21 protein-coding genes, 1 tRNA gene and 1 pseudogene are annotated in these 19,180 nt (G+C 45.7%); 11 read left to right on the top strand and 12 right to left on the bottom strand.

Going from position 1 to position 19,180, the window contains the following annotated elements; translation table 11 throughout:
* The first annotated feature begins 29 nt into the window (after window positions 1-29).
* From rhaS to I2494_RS09290, 5 genes are all read left to right on the top strand, one after another.
* A complete protein-coding gene (gene rhaS / locus I2494_RS09310) occupies window positions 30-857 on the top strand; it encodes an HTH-type transcriptional activator RhaS (protein ID WP_218466585.1) in 828 nt (275 codons plus the stop codon).
* Window positions 858-978: 121 nt separating this feature from the next.
* A complete protein-coding gene (gene rhaR / locus I2494_RS09305) occupies window positions 979-1,812 on the top strand; it encodes an HTH-type transcriptional activator RhaR (RefSeq protein WP_218466584.1) in 834 nt (277 codons plus the stop codon).
* Window positions 1,813-1,859: 47 nt separating this feature from the next.
* Window positions 1,860-2,534 carry a hypothetical protein gene (locus tag I2494_RS09300; RefSeq protein ID WP_218466583.1) on the top strand — a complete coding sequence of 225 codons (675 nt, stop codon included), beginning with the start codon at window positions 1,860-1,862 and terminating at the stop codon, window positions 2,532-2,534.
* A 42-nt stretch (window positions 2,535-2,576) separates the two neighbouring features.
* Entirely contained in the window at window positions 2,577-2,999 is a 423-nt protein-coding gene (locus I2494_RS09295; RefSeq protein WP_218466582.1) for a hypothetical protein, read from the top strand.
* Between the two features lie 45 nt (window positions 3,000-3,044).
* The gene (locus I2494_RS09290; protein WP_218466581.1) at window positions 3,045-3,482 is read left to right on the top strand and encodes a hypothetical protein; all 438 of its coding nucleotides are present in this window, start codon (window positions 3,045-3,047) and stop codon (window positions 3,480-3,482) included.
* A 73-nt stretch (window positions 3,483-3,555) separates the two neighbouring features.
* Here I2494_RS09290 and I2494_RS09285 read toward each other — a convergent pair whose 3' ends face one another.
* The 4 genes from I2494_RS09285 to I2494_RS09270 all read right to left on the bottom strand — a co-directional run bounded on the left by I2494_RS09285 (window position 3,556) and on the right by I2494_RS09270 (window position 7,214).
* A complete protein-coding gene (locus I2494_RS09285) occupies window positions 3,556-3,732 on the bottom strand; it encodes a hypothetical protein (RefSeq protein WP_218466580.1) in 177 nt (58 codons plus the stop codon).
* 532 nt (window positions 3,733-4,264) lie between these two features.
* Complete coding sequence (locus tag I2494_RS09280; protein ID WP_218466579.1) at window positions 4,265-5,368, bottom strand: toxin-antitoxin system YwqK family antitoxin; 1,104 nt, start codon at window positions 5,366-5,368, stop codon at window positions 4,265-4,267.
* Between the two features lie 624 nt (window positions 5,369-5,992).
* Complete coding sequence (locus tag I2494_RS09275; protein ID WP_218466578.1) at window positions 5,993-6,316, bottom strand: helix-turn-helix domain-containing protein; 324 nt, start codon at window positions 6,314-6,316, stop codon at window positions 5,993-5,995.
* Window positions 6,317-6,389: 73 nt separating this feature from the next.
* Window positions 6,390-7,214, bottom strand: a complete 825-nt coding sequence (locus I2494_RS09270; protein WP_218466577.1) for a MipA/OmpV family protein — start codon at window positions 7,212-7,214, stop codon at window positions 6,390-6,392.
* A gap of 198 nt (window positions 7,215-7,412) precedes the next feature.
* Here I2494_RS09270 and I2494_RS09265 point away from each other — a divergent pair, with 198 nt between their 5' ends.
* Together I2494_RS09265 and I2494_RS09260 are read left to right on the top strand one after the other, a co-directional pair.
* Window positions 7,413-8,078 carry a response regulator gene (locus I2494_RS09265; RefSeq protein ID WP_218466576.1) on the top strand — a complete coding sequence of 222 codons (666 nt, stop codon included), beginning with the start codon at window positions 7,413-7,415 and terminating at the stop codon, window positions 8,076-8,078.
* Window positions 8,075-9,502 carry a sensor histidine kinase gene (locus I2494_RS09260; protein WP_218466575.1) on the top strand — a complete coding sequence of 476 codons (1,428 nt, stop codon included), beginning with the start codon at window positions 8,075-8,077 and terminating at the stop codon, window positions 9,500-9,502. The genes I2494_RS09265 and I2494_RS09260 overlap by 4 nt, the downstream gene beginning before the upstream one ends.
* Here I2494_RS09260 and I2494_RS09255 read toward each other — a convergent pair.
* Window positions 9,492-10,394, bottom strand: coding sequence for a LysR family transcriptional regulator (locus tag I2494_RS09255; protein WP_218466574.1), 903 nt, complete (start codon window positions 10,392-10,394; stop codon window positions 9,492-9,494). The two genes, I2494_RS09260 and I2494_RS09255, sit on opposite strands and share 11 nt — an antisense overlap.
* A 101-nt stretch (window positions 10,395-10,495) precedes the next feature.
* Here I2494_RS09255 and I2494_RS09250 point away from each other — a divergent pair, with 101 nt between their 5' ends.
* Window positions 10,496-11,092: an NAD(P)H oxidoreductase gene (locus tag I2494_RS09250; RefSeq protein WP_218466573.1), complete on the top strand. Its 597-nt coding sequence runs from the start codon at window positions 10,496-10,498 to the stop codon at window positions 11,090-11,092.
* Window positions 11,093-11,139: 47 nt separating this feature from the next.
* Here the strand turns inward: I2494_RS09250 and I2494_RS09245 are convergent, their stop codons facing one another.
* On the bottom strand, window positions 11,140-11,649 hold the full coding sequence (locus I2494_RS09245) for an EexN family lipoprotein (RefSeq protein WP_218466572.1): 510 nt from the start codon (window positions 11,647-11,649) through the stop codon (window positions 11,140-11,142).
* 528 nt (window positions 11,650-12,177) lie between these two features.
* On the bottom strand, window positions 12,178-12,339 hold the full coding sequence (locus I2494_RS20685) for a YnfU family zinc-binding protein (protein WP_407657885.1): 162 nt from the start codon (window positions 12,337-12,339) through the stop codon (window positions 12,178-12,180).
* Between the two features lie 124 nt (window positions 12,340-12,463).
* Here I2494_RS20685 and I2494_RS09240 point away from each other — a divergent pair, with 124 nt between their 5' ends.
* The 3 genes from I2494_RS09240 (at window position 12,464) to I2494_RS09230 (ending at window position 14,216) form a co-directional block, all read left to right on the top strand.
* Window positions 12,464-12,697 carry a hypothetical protein gene (locus tag I2494_RS09240; RefSeq protein ID WP_218466570.1) on the top strand — a complete coding sequence of 78 codons (234 nt, stop codon included), beginning with the start codon at window positions 12,464-12,466 and terminating at the stop codon, window positions 12,695-12,697.
* Between the two features lie 224 nt (window positions 12,698-12,921).
* Window positions 12,922-13,410, top strand: coding sequence for a DUF2569 family protein (locus I2494_RS09235; protein WP_218466569.1), 489 nt, complete (start codon window positions 12,922-12,924; stop codon window positions 13,408-13,410).
* A 77-nt stretch (window positions 13,411-13,487) separates the two neighbouring features.
* Entirely contained in the window at window positions 13,488-14,216 is a 729-nt protein-coding gene (locus I2494_RS09230; RefSeq protein ID WP_218466568.1) for a hypothetical protein, read from the top strand.
* 102 nt (window positions 14,217-14,318) lie between these two features.
* On the opposite strand, the pseudogene I2494_RS09225 reads toward I2494_RS09230, so the two are convergent.
* The 5 genes and pseudogenes from I2494_RS09225 to I2494_RS09205 all read right to left on the bottom strand — a co-directional run.
* A pseudogene (locus tag I2494_RS09225) lies at window positions 14,319-14,634 on the bottom strand (BRO family protein); the annotation flags it as partial.
* Window positions 14,635-14,824: 190 nt separating this feature from the next.
* Window positions 14,825-14,919 (bottom strand) — tRNA-Sec (locus tag I2494_RS09220).
* 132 nt (window positions 14,920-15,051) lie between these two features.
* Window positions 15,052-16,230: a D-xylose utilization transcriptional activator XylR gene (gene xylR / locus I2494_RS09215; RefSeq protein WP_218466567.1), complete on the bottom strand. Its 1,179-nt coding sequence runs from the start codon at window positions 16,228-16,230 to the stop codon at window positions 15,052-15,054.
* A gap of 200 nt (window positions 16,231-16,430) precedes the next feature.
* Window positions 16,431-17,612 (bottom strand): xylose ABC transporter permease XylH, encoded by a 1,182-nt coding sequence (xylH, locus tag I2494_RS09210; RefSeq protein WP_218466566.1) that lies wholly within the window; start codon window positions 17,610-17,612, stop codon window positions 16,431-16,433.
* Entirely contained in the window at window positions 17,605-19,131 is a 1,527-nt protein-coding gene (locus tag I2494_RS09205; protein WP_218466565.1) for a xylose ABC transporter ATP-binding protein, read from the bottom strand. Before I2494_RS09205 ends, xylH begins: the two co-directional genes overlap by 8 nt.
* Window positions 19,132-19,180 lie beyond the last annotated feature (49 nt).

Below are 19,180 nucleotides of genomic sequence, written 5' to 3'. Positions count from 1 at the left end.
GCCACACGATGTTGAAAGGAGTCACAAAAATGACCTTACTAAAAAGTGATGGCTTTTTTGCATCCGATGCCTCAACAGTTGCAATTGAGAACCGGGCACCACAATGTGTCTTTCCTGAACATAGTCACGATTTTTATGAAATCGTACTTGTGGAGCACGGTTCCGGCGTGCATATCTTTAACGACACTCCCTACGCACTGTGCAGCGGCACCGTTTGCTTTGTTCGCGATAAAGATCATCATCAGTTTGAAAATGTGGATAACCTGCATTTAACCAATGTGCTGTACCGTTCACCAAAGAACTTTCGTTTTCTGACGGATATTGAGGCCTGGTTACCTGGCTCTCATACCCGGCAGCAATCACACTGGCAAATCAACTCATCTGCATTAAAAAAAGCAAAAAACTGCATTGATTGCCTGCAAACAAGTGCCAACAGCAGCGAACTGGAAGATATCGCTTCCAGCGAAGGGTTATTCTTACAGCTATTAATGTTACTGCGCCAAAGCTGTTTCGAAACCGTCAGGCAAGACAGTCGGGAGGCCTGTGTGGGGGCGCTGCTTAACTGGTTACGCCATAACTATAGTGAAGAGGTTAACTGGGAAACGCTGGCAGAGAATTTCTCGCTGGCGCTTCGCACCATGCACCGTCAGGTAAAACAGGCCACCGGTATGACACCACAGCGCTATCTCAACCGACTCAGACTGCTGGAAGCCCGGCGGCGTCTGTTTCAAAGTGATGACAGTATTACCGACATTGCCTATGCCTGTGGTTTTAGTGACAGCAACAACTTTTCGGTTCAGTTTCGGCGGGAATTCTCGTTATCACCACTGCAAATGAGAAATGCCACCCGCCAGTAATAACAACAGGTTACTTTAATCAGGGTGACTAATAACAACCAGATTAAGACCTCCATCACCGTAACGCTGACTGTGATATGTCACACTGGATACCAGAAGTACCGGCGGGGAAACAGATCGCATGTCATTACTGAAACTTCACACTCATGATTTTTTCTTTAGCGAGAAAAATACGGTAACCGTTGCTGAACGGTTACCCCAACCGGTTTTCCCTATTCATACCCACGACTTTTATGAACTGGTGATTGTCCGGCGCGGCAATGGCCTGCATATCGTCAATGACGTGCCCTACTATATTACTTGTGGCGACCTGTTTTATATCAATGCCAGCGACCACCATGGCTATGAGTCGGTTAACGATCTGGAGCTGAACAATATTCTCTATTGCCGCTCACGGCTAAACCTGGCCGCTGACTGGGAGACACTGATCCCCGGCGATAATGACAGTCAGGAAAAGCGCTACTGGCGACTGGGCATTCAGGGAATATCCGCTATTCAGACCGTGATTGATGCGTTGGCAAAAGAGTGTATTAAATCCGATGCCCTTTCTATTCAGTTAAGTGAATCGCTGTTTTTACAGTTAATTTTACTGTTACAACGCTATCGTCACCCACCGGACAGCCACCAACTGGCCGATGCACAATTACTGGATCGCCTGATGTTAGATCTGCATGCCGGTATTGGTAACGCCTTTCGGCTGGAAGATTTTTGCCATCGCCATCAGCTCTCCCCAAGAAGTATACAAACGCTGTTTAAGCAACATACGGGGGTCAGCATCAGCCATTACCTGCGACAGCTCAGGCTGTGTAAGGCCATGGCCCTGCTACGACAAAAGCAGATACAAATCAGTGAAATATCATCAGAATGTGGCTTTGAAGACAGTAACTACTTCTCTGCGGTCTTCAGTCGGGCTCTGGGCATATCCCCCAGCGAATATCGCCAGCGTTTCCGTTAAAATGCCTTATCTGTATCCCAACTTTACCTCTGTCAGGAGAAAATATAATGGGAAAATTACTGGAACAACTAAAAGCCGTCTTACCCGAAAAACTTTGGGTTCCGGATGAACTGGCACAGCTTTATCAATGGATTGAGCAGCAAGGCTATTATGAAGACTACGACGATGGTCACCGCACCGGGTTTTTATATCCCGACGATAAGCTGGAAGAGAGCTGGAAGGACGATGAGCGACAAGGAGGAACCATCATTTTGTTTAACGCGAACAGAAATGATGGATTGCGCTACTGGTTTGGTCTGGAGGAAGATACCCCGGAAATTTGCCAACGCCTGTGCGTTTTTGCCCGCACCGGTGCAGAAGGTTCAGAGGCAGCGCTATGGCTGGACGATAACGGAGAGCTCAAAATAGTGCATATGGGCTCCGGTTCCGGCTCTATTCTCAGCTGTGTTCTGGCTGAGAATATGGTGGATTTTCTACGGTTACAGGCCATTGGATATGATGAGATATGCTGGAATGAAGAGTTCCCTTATCCCCCCAATCATCAGCAAGCCGGTAACAGCATGTACATTCATCCTAATGTAGAATTCCAACAGTGGGTGCAGACGACTTTCAATACCACCATTCCCACCACAGCGCTGGAAATTGTTAAGCATCCATCAGAGATGGGCGAGCGGGACAGTGAAGATGCGTTTTGCCGTTGGGCAGAAAAACAGAGTAATTAAGTTATGATTAAACTATGACAAACAACAGTAACAGGACAGAACATGCCGCACATTAAGACCGGGCTAATCGCCTGCATTTTGCTGGGTATAACGGCGGGTACTTCGGTGGCTGCAAGCAATATGGTGCTGTCGGGAGAATACACCTTCTATACCGACGAGATGAGCCTGGAGATGATCGGGCAAAATATCTGTATGTTCCCCGATACTCAAAGCGGCAAGCAGCTCCCCCGCAGTAAGAGTGATGAGCGGGATCTTTGGTTCTGTTTCAGTGATTTCCAGCAGGCCAGAAAAGTATTAGATATTCCCGCCACCCCGCCCAAGCAGGGCTGTGGCTATAGCGGTAAGCTAACGGTAGAGGTGGCGGATTACCGTATTAATGAGCAACAAAATGATGACTTTGATGTTGCCAGGTTGGTGAAGGTTATCAGCCATGATAAGCCGGAAGTGATTGAGTGCCAGCCATAGCTGAGTCATTCATATGATGCAGGCCCGTAATGGAGAATTCATTCAATGCCAGAGGTAAAACGTCGGGCTATTCAGGAAATGTTTGGTTCTATTATTGGTACAAAACTAATCGGATACACGACTGCCGAGATTAAATTTGATCACTGGGAACCGTGGCCAGACTTACCTATTCGCCTGCAATTTGATACCAACAAACAAATCGCCGTATCCTGGTCGCATTTCGATAACCTGTGGCTGACTGACGATATGTCGTTACCCTTTGATACCAGTTCTGACCCAGTAAGATGGGTTCAGAATGCAATAGCAGAGATTAATCCTGTTATCGGCTCCACCTTACGCTCAGTAGTATTACGGCCAGATTATATTGAACTGAATAGTAAAAATATTGAGATCTGGACACGACTGCAACTTCGAACAGATAACGGCTATCTGGAGATATTTAATGCTTTGGACGAAAATGGATACCGGTATTTTGTTAAGTAAAAAATGGAACTGATGGACATTACAGGTGCACATTAGCACCTGTAAACCTCAAAGAATAACCTCAAACCTGAACTTAGCCATTACTGGCATATAACACAGCAAATAACGCTGCCATTTTCTCTTGCAGAATAAGCTGTAGTGACTCTTTTGTCGGTGTGTCATCAAGATTAACCACGGTACTAATCAACGCAAGACACTGTTCCGCCAGTTCCAACGGATCGTTTGAGGTGAAATCAACTGGATTAATCATCGATACGCCCTCCAGTTTTCAGGTAACAAACTGCAATGGAGGATCGTTTTTCCGATCCCGATCTGAAATTGAATAGGGGGCGAGCTATAAATTCAGGGTGAGTTTGGGTATGCTTCACGACAGCCATGATGTTACTCCTAATAACGTTGTGGTTAGAAACCCCGCTAGTGTTCCCGCACTACGGGGTTTTGCTTTTTAGCAGCCATATTGACCTGCACCGCCACAGTATATTTATACAGCAAAGGGGTCAATTGAATGGCCAGAGTTTTGATGGGGAAATTTGGAATTTTGGGGGAGTATCGCAAAAATGGAATGGCGGCTGAGATAGACATAATTTTTTGATGATTTAAAGCTCAAACATCGTTAAAAACAACGAGTTTAATTTTACTAAAAAATAATTACAAACGACAACAATCACAATATTAATAAGGAATGACGTAATAAAAAATTTCTGAACGTGTTCAGCTCAGAACTATCAGAAAATAGAATACCCGATAACTTAGAAATATTTATTTTTAAGTATTAATTGCAATTATTCCCCCACCAAACTAATAACATTCTCAGGAATGATCTGTCGCCCCAGGTCAAAAAAACGCTGAATTTTTTGTGTTTTATCTTCCGACCAGTAAGTCCAGGTACCTGTCGATATTCCTTGCTCCAGATAGCCTTCGCTTTTAGGGCTACCATCAGCGTACCAGCGTTTCCAGAGGCCGTTTGGTGAACCATTCAGATATTCACCTTCCTCTGTTTTTATACCGTGAGAATTCCAGTATTCCCACCGGCCATTAAGTTGCCCCTGCTGATAGACCATTTTTTCTGACAGCCGGCCATTCTGATGCCACGCCAGCCAGACGCCCTCTCGTTGCCCCTTACGATAAATACCAGACAGGCGCTCCAGATGCCGCGTTGGCCAGTAGTCTATCCACATGCCTTCCTGTAAACCTTGCTGATAATAGCCAGATTGGCTCACCTGACCGTTAACATCCCAGCGCCGCCATTCCCCATCTTTTTTACCCTTTAAATAACCACCTTCAGCCGCCTTTATCCCATTCTGGTGCCATTCACGTTCAATACCGATAGGTTTACCATGTTGATAAACAATTTCTGATAATTTCTGACCGTTTTCATACCAACGCAGGCTAGCCCCATTCGGTTTATCCTGATGATAAAAAGTCTCCTGAGATTTTTGCCTATTGTTATACCAGGAAGTGGATACGCCATGCCGGTTACCATCCTGATAATGAATGATCCAACCCGGCTGACCTTCTTCACTCCAGCCTCGCCAGAGGCCATCACGCTTAGCGTTTTTATAATATACCGTCGAATTTTTCTGGCCGTTTTTATACCAATAGTTCCACTCACCCTCTGGCTGATTTAACTGGTAATTTCCTTCGGCAATTTTTTGGCCATCTTTACTACATTGAATCCAGAGCCCGTTTCTCACCCCATTAATATAGGTTGCCTGTTCTTTCTGTCCATCATCATCCCACTGAATAACAATACCGTTACGTGGGACAGAATTGGTTTGATTATGGTTCTGGATGTATTGGGATTGCGGAGGAAGGGGACTGACGCAGGAAGTAACAAGCGGCAAAAACAAACATCCGATAATCCTGGAGTATTTTACAGGTTGCATTCGCCGTTCTCCTTACTTCTCTGGCAAATTTGAAATCGTAGCCTTACACAGGTCCGCAGGCAGAAAATGCGGCCTTTACCATGCCGGATGTGCAGGAACTATTACATCCTGGCTCACAGCGCTTATTGCATCCGGTAAGAAGAATACCGCAAAACACCATCGTCATAATCAATTTAATCATCGCCATTACTCATTATTAGTTATTCAACGTTGATAACAGTATTACTGCAACGTGAAGCCAGAATGAAGTGATGTACCGATGATCTCATCATCTTAAATATAAATAGCGCCCAAAAAAAAGCCCCTCAGCGAGGGGCTCAACCAAATGAGGTCTTAAATACGCTTACTATTATGTGTGTACAGGTAACACACATTCCCTTCAAATTTAGTCACCCATTCGTATGATTTCAAATGCCAGCAAACATATTATTAATAATATTGACTAACTATTTTATATATCGAAGAAAATAGATATAACCTGTATTTAATAGGGTTATTTGATCATTTAACCATTAATTCCACTTATTTCTCTCTGATTAAATTGGGTAATTTATTCATCACAGAAGAAGATCCCGGATTATGACCTTTTAGTGCTCTGTTACGATACACCAATATGCGACTTTTTCACCGATACTGACGATAAACCGACGGCGTCTCATCAAACAACTTTTTAAACGCGCGGGTAAAGCTCTGGTGAGAATCAAACTGATATTGATAGGCGATATCGGCAATCGTTCTCTCACTCTGTTTTAGCTCAAACGCCGCTTCCCGTAAGCGTTTTTTACGAATGTAGTTAGCAACAGAGTCACCGATAACTTCGCGGAAAATTCGTTGCAAGTGCCATTGGGAATAACCTGATTTATAGGCAACACGATCAAGGGATAATGGCTCTTCCAAATGTTCTTCAATCCAGTCAACTAACTCATGGACAACGAGGGATCGATACATAATTTATCTCCTGTAACTCATTCAGACAGGCCTGCGTTATACCTGCCTGATAATTGATTTGATCTGATACAAGCTAGAAGGTATAGGCCACCATCAATCCGGCGCCGGGCTCCGCCTTGCGTCTTATCAGTGGGCCTTTTGATGCATCCCTCATCAGTTGAGCTACCCCAGCCTTGGTGGTGAGTGACCAACCGTCAGCGGCGCCATATCGCCAGCTCAATTCGGTGCTCACGGCATATATTCCCGCTTTGGGCTTATATTGTTTTAAACCGGTTTTCTCTGACTGCCGTTGGGTTACGCCATAGTAAGTTTGCATGTACTTACTGTCGGCAAAGTGAGTGGCAATATTCCAGCCGATTTGATGTCGGTCGGTTTGCAGCAACAGAGCATCCATACCCACCTGCATGGCATTGCCATTTTTATCTTCGGTCAAAGGAAGATTCATTTGGGCATTCACACTCAGATAGTCGGTTAAGCTGTAGCCTAAGCCCAGATCGGCGACCATTGAGGCTTTAACATTCCCCATTCCTTTCAGCGTGCCTTTCTTATCCTGACTATCGCGCAGATCTTTACTTTTACGTTCTGAGCGATAGTTGAGCGCAGCACTGTAGTCAAAATTGCCAATTTCACCACGATAACCAATCCCCCTCAGGGTACTGGCAAACAGACCATTCTCCATTTGATAGTCAAATACAGGCAGTACCGTAAACGCCATCTTCTTTGCACCGGAATATTTCGGTTCAACGGCGGTCGCCACGCCTAAGGTCAGCGAATTACCCGACTCTGGCTGATAGTTTGCGAACACATTGCCGCAAGATAGTGCACCAAAAGCCACCAGCAACAGGCGAATGCCAATGGTTCTGTTTTTCTGATTTTTATTTTTATGATACGGCAACATAAATTCTTTCTCCTGATTAGATAAAAACAAACGTATTAATTCATCCAGTCAGTAGTATTCACGCCCCAAATTAAGGATACATGAGCCGAATCTTAAGATTTAATTAAGAAACCACGCTTTATCTATCTTCATCCTTTCTTCAGATTAGGATGGTGAAATAGAATCAGAATTATTCTTCGAACGTGAAAGCAGGCAATAATGAAAATATTACTGGTAGAAGATGACTTAGACTTGGGTAACGGCGTACGCATTGCGTTATCCGATCAGGGAATGGAAGTGGTATGGCTGCGTCAGCTTTCCGCTACGCTGCGCTATCTGGAAACTAACTTATGCGATCTGGTGTTGTTAGATCTGGGTTTGCCGGATGGCGATGGATTAAGTTTACTTACCTGGCTACAACGCAAGCGTCAGGGACTACCGGTGATTATTCTGAGCGCCAGAGATAGCCTGAATGACCGACTACGCGGCTTAGATAACGGTGCTGATGATTATCTGGTTAAGCCTTTTGAACTGTCTGAATTGCTGTCTCGAGTACGTGCACTGGTACGACGCAGCTATGGCTTTGACGGTGAAAATCTCACCATTGGCGATCTAAAACTGAATATCTCAACCCATCGGGTCTGCATACAGGGAAAATCATTAGATTTAACCGCCAGTGAGTACGCACTACTAAAAACCATGCTGGTACGCGTTAATCGGGTGATCACCCGTCGTCAGTTGGAAGAGCAGGTTTTATCCGGTAATCCAAACAATATTAGCAATAGCCTGGATGTACACATGGCCAATCTGCGCCGCAAAATTGGCGATGGCTATATTCGTACCGTACGCGGTGTTGGCTACATTATTGAACAGCAAAATAAATGAATATCATTAAATCCTGTTGGCGCTGGCTGCTCCGGCCAACCCTGGTTCGCCGCCTGTTATTCTGGCAAATGCTGTTGCTCATTCTGGTGTGGAGCTTCAGCCTGATGTATTCCATGACGGACGACAATGTCGGTTCAGAATTCCCAAAATTAAATCACAGCTATATTTTGCTTACGGAGATCGCCGAACAGCTGGCCGATACGCCTGATAAGCAACAGCAATTTATCCAACGTTTTGATCTGGCTCTGCAACAGGATTACGGCGGTGATATACCGGGGTTCGCCTATCGCATCATAGTATGGAATGGGGATAAGCTCCTCTATCGCTCACCCGAATTACCGGCAGACCTGCATTATCAACAAATTGAACAATTCGAAACGTTATGCAGCCCCAGTGATAACAGCTGTTGGAATACCTATACTCGCCAACAGCCAGAATCCAATATTCGCGTAACGTTTTTAGCCAGTAAACTTGGCGGTTTTTTAATTTACTCCACTATTCATACAAAAAATTTCTATTTGTTGCCGCTAATCACTAGCCTGCCGTTGCTACTGTTTCCCGCCTGGCTGACCGTCTATTTAGGGCTTCGGCCGCTGAATAAAGTGATTCATGAAATTTCACAACGAGGGCCGGGGAATTTGAATGCTCTTTTATTCCGACCAAAACATAAAGAGCTGGCGACAATAGTAGATAGCATCAATATCTTGCTGCACCGCTTAAGAACCAGCAACGCCAGAGAACGGAGTTTTATTGCCGATGCCGCCCATGAACTACGAACGCCGCTGGCAGCAATGCACATCCACGTTGAGGCCTTAGGGCAGCAAGTCAAAGATATACGTTCAGGCGAACTGCTCACTGGCATTCTGAGCAGTACCCAACGGGCAACTCGTCTGGTGAGTCAGTTATTGAACCTGATGCGCAATGATGTGATAGATAAGGTATCCATTTGCTCAATTGATTTGGAAACCTTACTGCAAGAGCGATTAGCTATTTTGTCCAACCTTGCCTGGCAAAAAGGTATCGAGCTGGAACTGTTATCGGAGCAATCACTGTTTATTGATGGCTATCGGGAAGGGGTAATTTCACTGATCGATAATCTGGTGGAGAATGCGATTAAATACAGTCCGTCAGAAAGTACCGTCACTGTCAGCCTGCAAAAAACGGACAACAACATCGAATTATGCGTCAAAGATCAGGGGCCCGGTATCCCTCCGGCACTGCGCGAGCGAGTATTTAGTCGTTTCTTCCGGGCACCGGATCAATCGGAAAATGGTAGCGGGCTTGGGCTGGCTATCGTTCATGCTGTAGTACTGCAACATCAGGGAGCTATCGAGCTGACCAACCGACAGTTAGATGGAAGCGGATTGAAAGTGACCGTTCTGTTACCAGCCGCACTACCGCCGGTAACAGATTCTATAGGCTAATTTTGTTGTCGGGCACTTTGATATAATCCAGAAACGCCCGCAGCCCACATGACATATACTGACGGTTAGGATAATAGAGTTGGAAGCCGGGTCTCTCCGGCAACCACTCCTCCAGAACCGACTCCAACTGCCCGCTCTCCAGATAGGGTTTAACCTGGTCGTAAAACAGATACCCTGCTCCTGCCCCCATCAGTACTGCATCCAGCTCCGCATCCATATCATCCAGCACAATATTGCCGGAAGACGCCACGTCTAACCGCCCTTCAGGCCCTTCAAATTCCCAGTGATAAGGCCTTCCACTTGGAAAGCGGAACACCACACACTGGTGATCCACCAGTTCACGTGGATGTACGGGTTTCCCATGTTGGGCGAAATAATCCGGTGTTGCCACGACAGAAAGTTTCACCGGTGGCCCGAGAGGGACGGCAATCATGTCCTTTTCCACAATGCCGCTTAACCGGACGCCGGCATCAAACTCCTGCTGTACGATATTAGCCAGCGAATCATCGGCGGTAATTTCCACCTTCAGGTCTGGATACTGGCGGACAAATCCGGCCACGTAAGGCATCAGAAATAGTCGAATGGCCTGACGAGCCGCATTGATTTTCAGCGTTCCCATTGGCGTATCGCGAAAGCAATTCACCTCATCGAGCATGGTATTGATTTCATCAAACGCCGGGCGGAGCCGTTCATAAAGACTACTGCCGGCTTCCGTCAACGACACGCTGCGAGTGGTACGGTTGAAAAGCCGTATTTTAAGCCGTTGTTCCAGTTGCTTAATCGCATGACTGATAGCCGAGGATGATAGCCCCAGTTCATCACTCGCAGCCCGAAAGCTTCGGTGGCGAGCGACAGCAATAAAAGTAGCAAAGTCAGCAAAATTCATCCGCATTAGTGAAAATATCTCATTACTCTATCTAAAATCATTACGTTTACAGGATAATCCCGCGTCGATAAAGTGACAACCATGATTTAACCTATTGAGATAACGTCATGAAATCACAGAATATGTATATTATTTGGTCGCACCCAAGAGCTGACTCGTTAACGGCGAAAATTGTTGAAGAAATTCAGGGTGAAGCGACTCGAAACGATATTAACGTCACCACTCTGGATCTGTATCGCAGAGGCTTTAATCCGGTACTTGAGCAGGACGATGAGCCAGACTGGCAAAATCCACAAAAACAGTACACGCCTGAAGTTCATCAGCTTTTTGGTGAGCTACAGGATAAAGACACCCTGGTGTTCGTGTTTCCACTGTGGTGGTACAGCTTCCCGGCGATGATTAAAGGCTATCTGGATAGGGTATGGAACCACGGACTGGCTTACGGTAAGGGCAGTAGTCTGGCAGGTAAAAAGATTCGCTGGGTTGCCCTGATTGGCGGTTCAGAGGATAAGTTTATCGAATACGGTTGGTGTAAAAACATAACTGACTTCCTGAACGGTGCCGCCAGCTATTTAGGCATCGAGGATAATGGCATCACTTTCCTCTACAACACCATTGGCGTTGAAGAAGATATTGGTGATAACCAGAGCCACTATGAAAGTCTGTTTGAAAAATCACGCCGTATTGTGGACACCTTACTCTGAAGCAATGCGTGATAGTGCTGCCCCACAGATCCACGGGGCAGCATAAATTACCGATAAACCAGTTTGCTAACGCAGATTTCCGGCATGAACTGCTCATATGCCAGTGTGGTAAAGCAACTCCATTGATTGGTTGCTATCGCGCCGCCAATCACCGCCCGCTTTTTTGAAAACGTCAGCCAGATACCCTCTGCATCACCGGTAAAATCAACCTTAATATCACCCGTTGCCTGATTGACATTATATTTTGGTGACGTTGAGCTGCCTGAAGGGCAAGCGGCATCCACATCGATAACTTTGTCCATCAAACTGAGTTGAAGATCGACTTGATAGCGACATGAATTGGCAATTTTAAATCCTTCCGCCACCGCTGATTTCACTAACTCAGCCGCTTTGCGGGCATTAATGCAGTTGGTACTGTCGTCATCGGATTGGCATTCAGAAAGTTTGGTTATCAGCTCGTTCTTATCTTTTATATACCAATCAACCGGCTTTTCTGCCTCACAACCGGCAATGAACAGCGCCAGTGCGGGTATCAAAAACAGTAAATTCCTTTTCATCTCAATCACTCGAAAAACCTGTATTGTCTTATCATAACAAAAGTTATTCAGCGGGTTCAGGGTTTATCTGTGTGCTGTCTGATGGCGTGGTACAGACATGTTATTTATCAATTCAATACGTTGCCAGAACAGATAGTTATTACCATACCGGACTGTTTTCAATATATATCCTTTGTGTATACTGTGCTTCAGCTAACAGTTTGAAAGCGGCAATCAAGGCGAGAATGAACGCTAAGATCGAAAAATGCCCAACGGATATTTCTCACTGAAGAAAAACATACAAGGATGTATGACCATGAACGAAAAACTCTTCCTCATCGCTATTGGAGCGGCTCTGCTTATTTTATTTAAACTTATCTGTGATTTTGAAGGTGGTGTTGTTGGGCTGGTGGGGTGAATTGAGATGTGGTGATGGCACTAACCTCATGTTAAGTCTGTGGTGTTTTAAGGCGGATGGACATAAAAAGTGCTCGTTAATATCAGAGCACCTTTAATAAATTTATTCTCTCCCATTTAACAGAGATAGATTTAGCGATGAATGACAAATAATGCCCTGCAATGAGGGCAACATAACACAAGTTCTTGTGAGATTTTCAGGGTCAATTGCTTTGAGCTTTCCTTGCATACCGGGCATTCCACGGTAGAAGTGCGTTCCCTCACCTTCTGAATAATTTCATTAAGATAGGACATCATATTCGACCTTTTTGGTGAATGGGTCTTATCATATCACACCATCACCTCTGATTATTTTTTATACGATGAATAAAGCGTCTTATCGTGCTATATTTGATGCCCTACTCGTCAGGAGTATCAAATGAAATCGTCAGAAACGTTAGCCTGGTATCCCTCTCAATTACCCACGGTCAAACTCATACTCGGAACGGCTGTAATTGCCGTCGGAAAGCAAGGTCGTCCAATCAATACCAGAACGCTGATTGAATATTTATATGTGGTTCAGGCAAAAAAAATGAAACTCAATGACCGGATTGCAATGCAAACGGCGATTGCGGTTTTAGAAGATAATCAAGTTACTCATGGGCATGTTTAACAACATAAAACGTTTATGGCGCTGATAATCTTAATACCGTGTTCCTGTCTTGCACAGAAACGCTCTTTTATCCATTGCCGGGACAAGAAGTTTCCCGAACAATAAAAATGATGACGCTCACCAAAATTATCTTGCCTTAAATATTCTCTGGAATGTATAAATCTGAATGAAAATCTATTTTTCAATAGTAAATTATGATCTAACAAATTATATGGAAATAAAAAATGAAATGTATTCATTGTCACGAAAATGAGCCGAATAAAGAATCCGGACTTTGTGATAATTGTGAAGAAAAAGAATCATCTAAAATTAATGGTATTTTGTACCTGCCCGCCCTGGGATTGTGCCTCGCAGCTGTACTGGCGCCGATTAATTTTATTAAATATCTCAATATGTTATCCGGCGACCTCCCCGGATATGTGGCTTACTATCTCTATCTCGGTATATTAATTTTATTAATTGATTTATTCATAACCTATTTCACCGTATGGAGCTTCTTTAAAAAGAAGAAAAATATAAAGAAAGTTATTATCCCCTATTATATTTTTAACACTGTGGTAACGCTGTATTTCACAGTATTTGCCTCGTATCTTTTTAAAATGCCATTAGATACTCCCGATATCAGAGCATTGACTTCGGCAGCAGTAGGTTTAATTTTCTGGACACCTTACTTCTTATTCTCAAAAAGAATTCCGGTTGTTTTTAGCAAATAAAAAATTCACTATAAAAGTGTGAGTATTCATACCTGATAAGATACAAAATGCAAAACCATAATCCGGAAAGACCTGAGATGAACAAAATGATCGCAGTCAGAGCCCTGATCGCCGTATTATCACTCGGCGTAACGGGTATCGCTTTATCACAAGATGAGTTAAACGAAAGCCAAATCAATACCATTTTGTCCACCGCGTTTACCGACCTCAAAAATGTGCCAGTGAGTGCCTGTATCACCTTACCGGGGGCTGCCGCAGAACTACCGGCAGATGTAGAAACGGCGTCATTACAGACGATGGAAGGCAAGGTAAGAAAAGACGTGGAAGCCCTAATCAGAAACGGTCTGATTACGGTTCAATTCAATACGGGAAAAGGGGCTCCAACCGTTAAAAAACCCGGTTATACCGCCATTGAAAAAGAGGTTTCTTTAAGCCACGTTGAAGTCACACCTTTGGGTAAGTCATTTTATCGATACGATGAATCTAAGAGCAGCGGCGCACTGAACGGAAAGAAAGGCCTTTATACCGATAATCGTTTCTGCGCACATATTGTATATGGCGGCATGGAAAAATTTATGCAGCCGACCAAAAATCCATTTGATAACAATCCCCATCTGGTGACCTGGGTCGATTTTTTATGGAAGCCAGATGAAAGCAAAACAGCCTGGCTTGCTGATAAAGACCTCGGAAGTTCGTTAGGATTCTTCCCTAAAAAAGATGGCTGGGCGCATAGAGGAATTTTGCTTGAGCAGAATGATGATGGCCGTTGGGAGTTGGGAACGGAGCCATATACTATTCGGTGGTGATTTTTGGGTGGTGGCTCAAACAGAGTTGACGTTATCGGTAATCTTGGAACCGACCAGCCTTGCGGCTGCCCCGCTTGCGCCACCATTGATTCATCTCGAAACAGCTAACTCTTGCCGTCTCGTCTGAATTGCAAAATACGTTTGCCCAGCTGCTATAACGGGCTTGCTCGGATCACCATTTTGTACAACGAGGTAACAAGCGTAACGTGATAAATTTACATCATCTATTTCTCGCTTTGCACCAGACCATTTTGTTGGCTTCAACGAAATGGTGTGAAGCCTCTTGATTACTAGCTTCGCACGCCTGAATTGCTTTACTTAATACCTTCAGGAAATTTCGCCAATCTTTATAGTCTAACAATGAAGCCAGTTCTCTCGCTGACCAGTATTCCAAGCCGTTCTCACTGAATATTTTTATTTCTTAAAAAGGTTGGTGGTGATGCTCCATGTATAGTTCCTTTTATATTGATTAATAACCATCAAACTAATATCTCTTACAGATTACCTTGAATATAAATCAAATACTGTTTCACGGTAATCGCCCTATATTAAAATTCAGTATGTATAAGGGATTAATAGACATTTATGAAATGTGAAAATAACTGAATTGGCGGAAAGTCACAGGAGTCGAACCTGCCAGGGACCGCTGGCGGCCCCATCTGGATTTGAAGTCCAGCCGCCCCACCGGGGACGATGACCTTCCGTTTTAGAAGCAACAGAAGTGCTGTAACAGATGAGCCCGTCGATTATACCGTTAAACGAATGGGATGGAACTGCTAATTTTTCTCGTATTTCACGGTTTTTGCTCATGCTCACCACCACCGCGAAACCGCACTCAATACACCAGCTCGCCGAACTTATCCCGATACTCTTTTGGCGTGATGCCGTACTCTTTCTTAAATACCGAATAGAAATACTGTAACGATGGATAACCGCACATCTGGGAAATCTCGTTAATCGACAGGGTACTGGCAGCCAGAAACTCACTGGCCCGATTCAACTTCTCCTGATGGATCAGGCCATGAATAGTATTGCCGGTTTCATCACGAAAACGCTTCTCAAGATTGGAACGGGAAATCCCTACCGCATCCAGCACCTGCTCTACTTTGATCCCCTTACAGGCATGGTAGCGGATAAAATGCATTGCCTGAATCACCGCCGGATCGTGCAGCGAACGGTAGTCCGTTGAGCGGCGTTCCACTACTTTCACCGGTGGTACTAAAATGCGCTGAACCGGAAAATCGCCCTGCTTCAGCAATTTATGCAACAGCTTGGCTGCCTGATAACCCATCTGACGCGAACCTTGCGCCACCGAAGAGAGCGCTACCCGCGACAAATAACGGGTCAGTTCTTCATTATCAATGCCAATAACACACATCTTCTCCGGTACCGCGATATCCAGATGCTCACACACCTGTAGCAAATGACGGGCTCGGGCATCGGTGACCGCAATAATTCCCGTGTGGGCCGGCAGGTTTTGTAGCCAGTCCGCCAGGCGGTTCTGAGCGTGTTTCCAGTTTTCCGGCGCGGTTTCCATCCCCTGATAAATAGAGTGACGGTAATTTCCTTCGGTGACCAGCTGGCGGAAAGCGTGCTCCCGTTCCGTTGCCCAGCGATGAGAGATATGGTGGGGTAGGCCGTAAAAAGCAAAGTGATTTAGCCCTTTCTCTTTTAAGTGCATAAAGGCAGTGCTCACCAGCGCATGGTTGTCGGTGGCAATATAATGAACCGGAGGATAATCCTCAGGCCGATGGTAAGAACCGCCAACCCCGACTACCGGAATATTAGCCTGATTTAGCGCTTGCTCGATTTCCGGATCGTCAAAATCGGCTATCACCCCATCGCCCAACCAGTCTTTAACGTTGTCTATGCGGCAGCGGAAATCCTCTTCAATAAAGATGTCCCAATCGCATTGAGAAGCCTGCAAGTATTCACCAACACCTTCAATAATCTGCCGGTCATAAACCTTATTGGCATTAAACAACAGCGTAATACGGAAGCGTTTTTCAAACATGGCGTTCAATTTCCCGATCAACACACAAGATAAATCACCACTGCCGCTGGGTCGGCAACCCTCTGTTCAGGTTGAATTGAGTAACACAATTATCCATAGCCTGTCAGGTCGTACAGCTGAAAGTACAACGCTCCGCACACTTTTCAGCTAACCGATAAACACATAGCTGAAAAAATATACGGAGCCGCTGAGCCAAACTATCAGGCGCGTTTTTTGGTCGCAGAATCCATCCACACCGCCAATAGTAAAATGGCACCTTTAACGATGTACTGCCAGAAGGTCGGAACATCCAGCATACTCATGCCGTTATCCAGCGATGCCATGATAAACGCCCCCATCACCGCACCGGCCACGCTGCCCACACCACCTGCCAGACTGGTTCCGCCAATCACGCAGGCAGCGATGGCATCCAGCTCGGCAATGTTACCGGCAGAAGGCGAACCCGCCCCTAAGCGAGAACTGAGGATCAGGCCAGCAATCGCTACCATCAAACCGTTAATGGCAAACACCGCCAGCTTGGTACGCTCAACGTTAATACCTGACAGTCGAGCTGCATCAATATTGCCACCAATGGCATAAATACGACGGCCAAATGCAGTGCGGGTTGCCATAAAGATACCCACCATCATCAACGCAGCCAGAATCAGTACCGGCGTTGGCACACCGCGATAATCATTCAGCAGGTAAATAGCACCCAACAGAATCACTGCCGTAATCGCCTGACGCCCCACATCACTGCCTTTACCGGGCACCGGTAATCCAAGCGCTTCACGATGTGCCCGCTGACGCCATTGCCAGATAACAAACAGCACCATCACGCCGATACCAATACCAAAACCCAGGCTGTCCGGCAGATAGCTCTGCCCAATTTGCGACATGGCATTGCTGGTTGGTGAAACCGTAGTACCGTTGGTAATTCCCACCAGAATACCGCGGAAGGCCAACATCCCTGCCAGCGTAACGATAAATGACGGCACTTTACGATAGGCAACCCACCAGCCATTCCATGCGCCTAATAACAACCCCATCACTAACGTGACCACAATCGTCAGCGGCAAAGGCCAGCCAAACCAGACGTCAAAAATTGCCGCCGCTCCACCGAGTAACCCCATCATTGAACCGACCGACAGATCGATCTCCGCTGAAATAATGACAAATACCATCCCTACCGCCAGAATGCCGGTAATCGCCGTCTGGCGCAGCAGGTTAGAGATGTTACGTGCGCTAATGTAAGCGCCATCCGTTGCTACGCTGAAAAACAGAATGATCACCACGATGGCGGCCAGCATCACAAAAACCTGCAGGTTAACGCGCTTAGGCTGCCCCGGACCAGCCGCCTTTCCGCCAGTGTTTCCCGTGGTTGATAACGTTTCATTAGACATGTTGTTCACTCCTGAGTGCCGCTTCCATAATCTGTTCTTGTGTCAAAGACCGATTAGCTAAATCCGCTTTAATACAGCCTTCGTGCATCACTAATACCCGATCGCTAAGCCCCAGCACTTCGGGTAATTCTGAAGAGATGACAATCAGGGCAATACCCTGCTCAACCAGTTGATTAATCAGCTTATAAATTTCATATTTGGCACCGATATCAATGCCCCGGGTTGGCTCATCCAGAATCAGAATTTTAGGATTGAGTAACAGACACTTAGCCAGAATGGCTTTTTGTTGATTACCGCCGCTCAGGCGGGCAATGACTAATTCCGGCGATGAGGTTTTTACCTTCAACCGCTCAATAGATTGCTGAATGGTGGACTGCTCTTTGGCATCGTCCAGTATGCTCAACCAGCCACTAAAATCATCCAGTGCCGCCAGCGTCATATTGGCGCCAACCCCCATCACCGGGATAATTCCGTCTTTCTTACGATCTTCCGGTACCATCGCGATACCGTGGCTGATAGCATCCTGACAGTTGCGAATTTTTACTGCTTTGCCACCAACTTTAATTTCTCCTTCCCACCGCCCACGATAGGCACCAAACAGGCACTGGACGGTTTCGGTTCTGCCTGCACCCACCAAACCGGCAATACCCAGAATCTCCCCTTTATGCAAAGAGAAAGAGACATTATTCACCCGGCGAATATGGCGGTTAATCGGATGCCAGGCGGTCAGGTTATCCACCCGCAGCACCTCTTCACCAATAGTGTGTTCTGATTGAGGGTAGAGTTCTTTTAGCTCACGGCCTACCATCATGGCGATAATGTCGTCTTCGCTCATCTCACTGGCCTGACGGGTACCTATATGTTTACCATCGCGAATCACACAAATCAGATCGGAGATAGCTTTCACTTCATTCAGTTTGTGAGAAATATAGATACAGGCAATGTCATGGCTTTGCAGGTCACGGATAATATTCAGCAAAATTTCAGTTTCGCTTTCCGTCAGTGATGCCGTTGGTTCATCCAGTACCAGCAGGCGAACTTGCTTGTTCAGCGCTTTGGCAATTTCCACCAGTTGCTGCTGTCCTAACCCCAGCTCACCCACTTTAGTATCCGGACTTACTGCTAGTTTCACCTGTTGTAACAAGCGCTGGCAGCGTAAAAACATGCTGTCATAATCCATGATGCCGAAACGCCCGCGTTCCGAACCAAGGAAAATATTCTCCAGCACGGTCATCTCTTTCACCAGAGCCAGTTCCTGATGGATAATGGCAATGCCTTTCTGCTCGGTATCGCGAATGGTTTTTGCCTGTATGACGTCACCGGAAAACAGAATATCGCCCTGATACTGACCGTAAGGATAGATGCCGCACAGCACTTTCATCAGCGTTGATTTACCGGAACCATTCTCCCCACACAAGGAGAGCACCTGACCGGCATCTAACGTTAAGGAGATGCTATCGACGGCTTTGATATCACCAAAAGCTTTGGTGATGTTTTTCATTTCTAACAGATGTGGCATCACATGTACTCCACAAAGAGATAACGAGCATTAAGCTGATGTCGGATGC

The sequence above is a fragment of the Limnobaculum allomyrinae genome (assembly GCF_016649425.1).
GTDB classification, from domain to species: domain Bacteria; phylum Pseudomonadota; class Gammaproteobacteria; order Enterobacterales; family Enterobacteriaceae; genus Limnobaculum; species Limnobaculum allomyrinae.
This window is presented reverse-complemented; position numbering and strand designations above follow the sequence as displayed.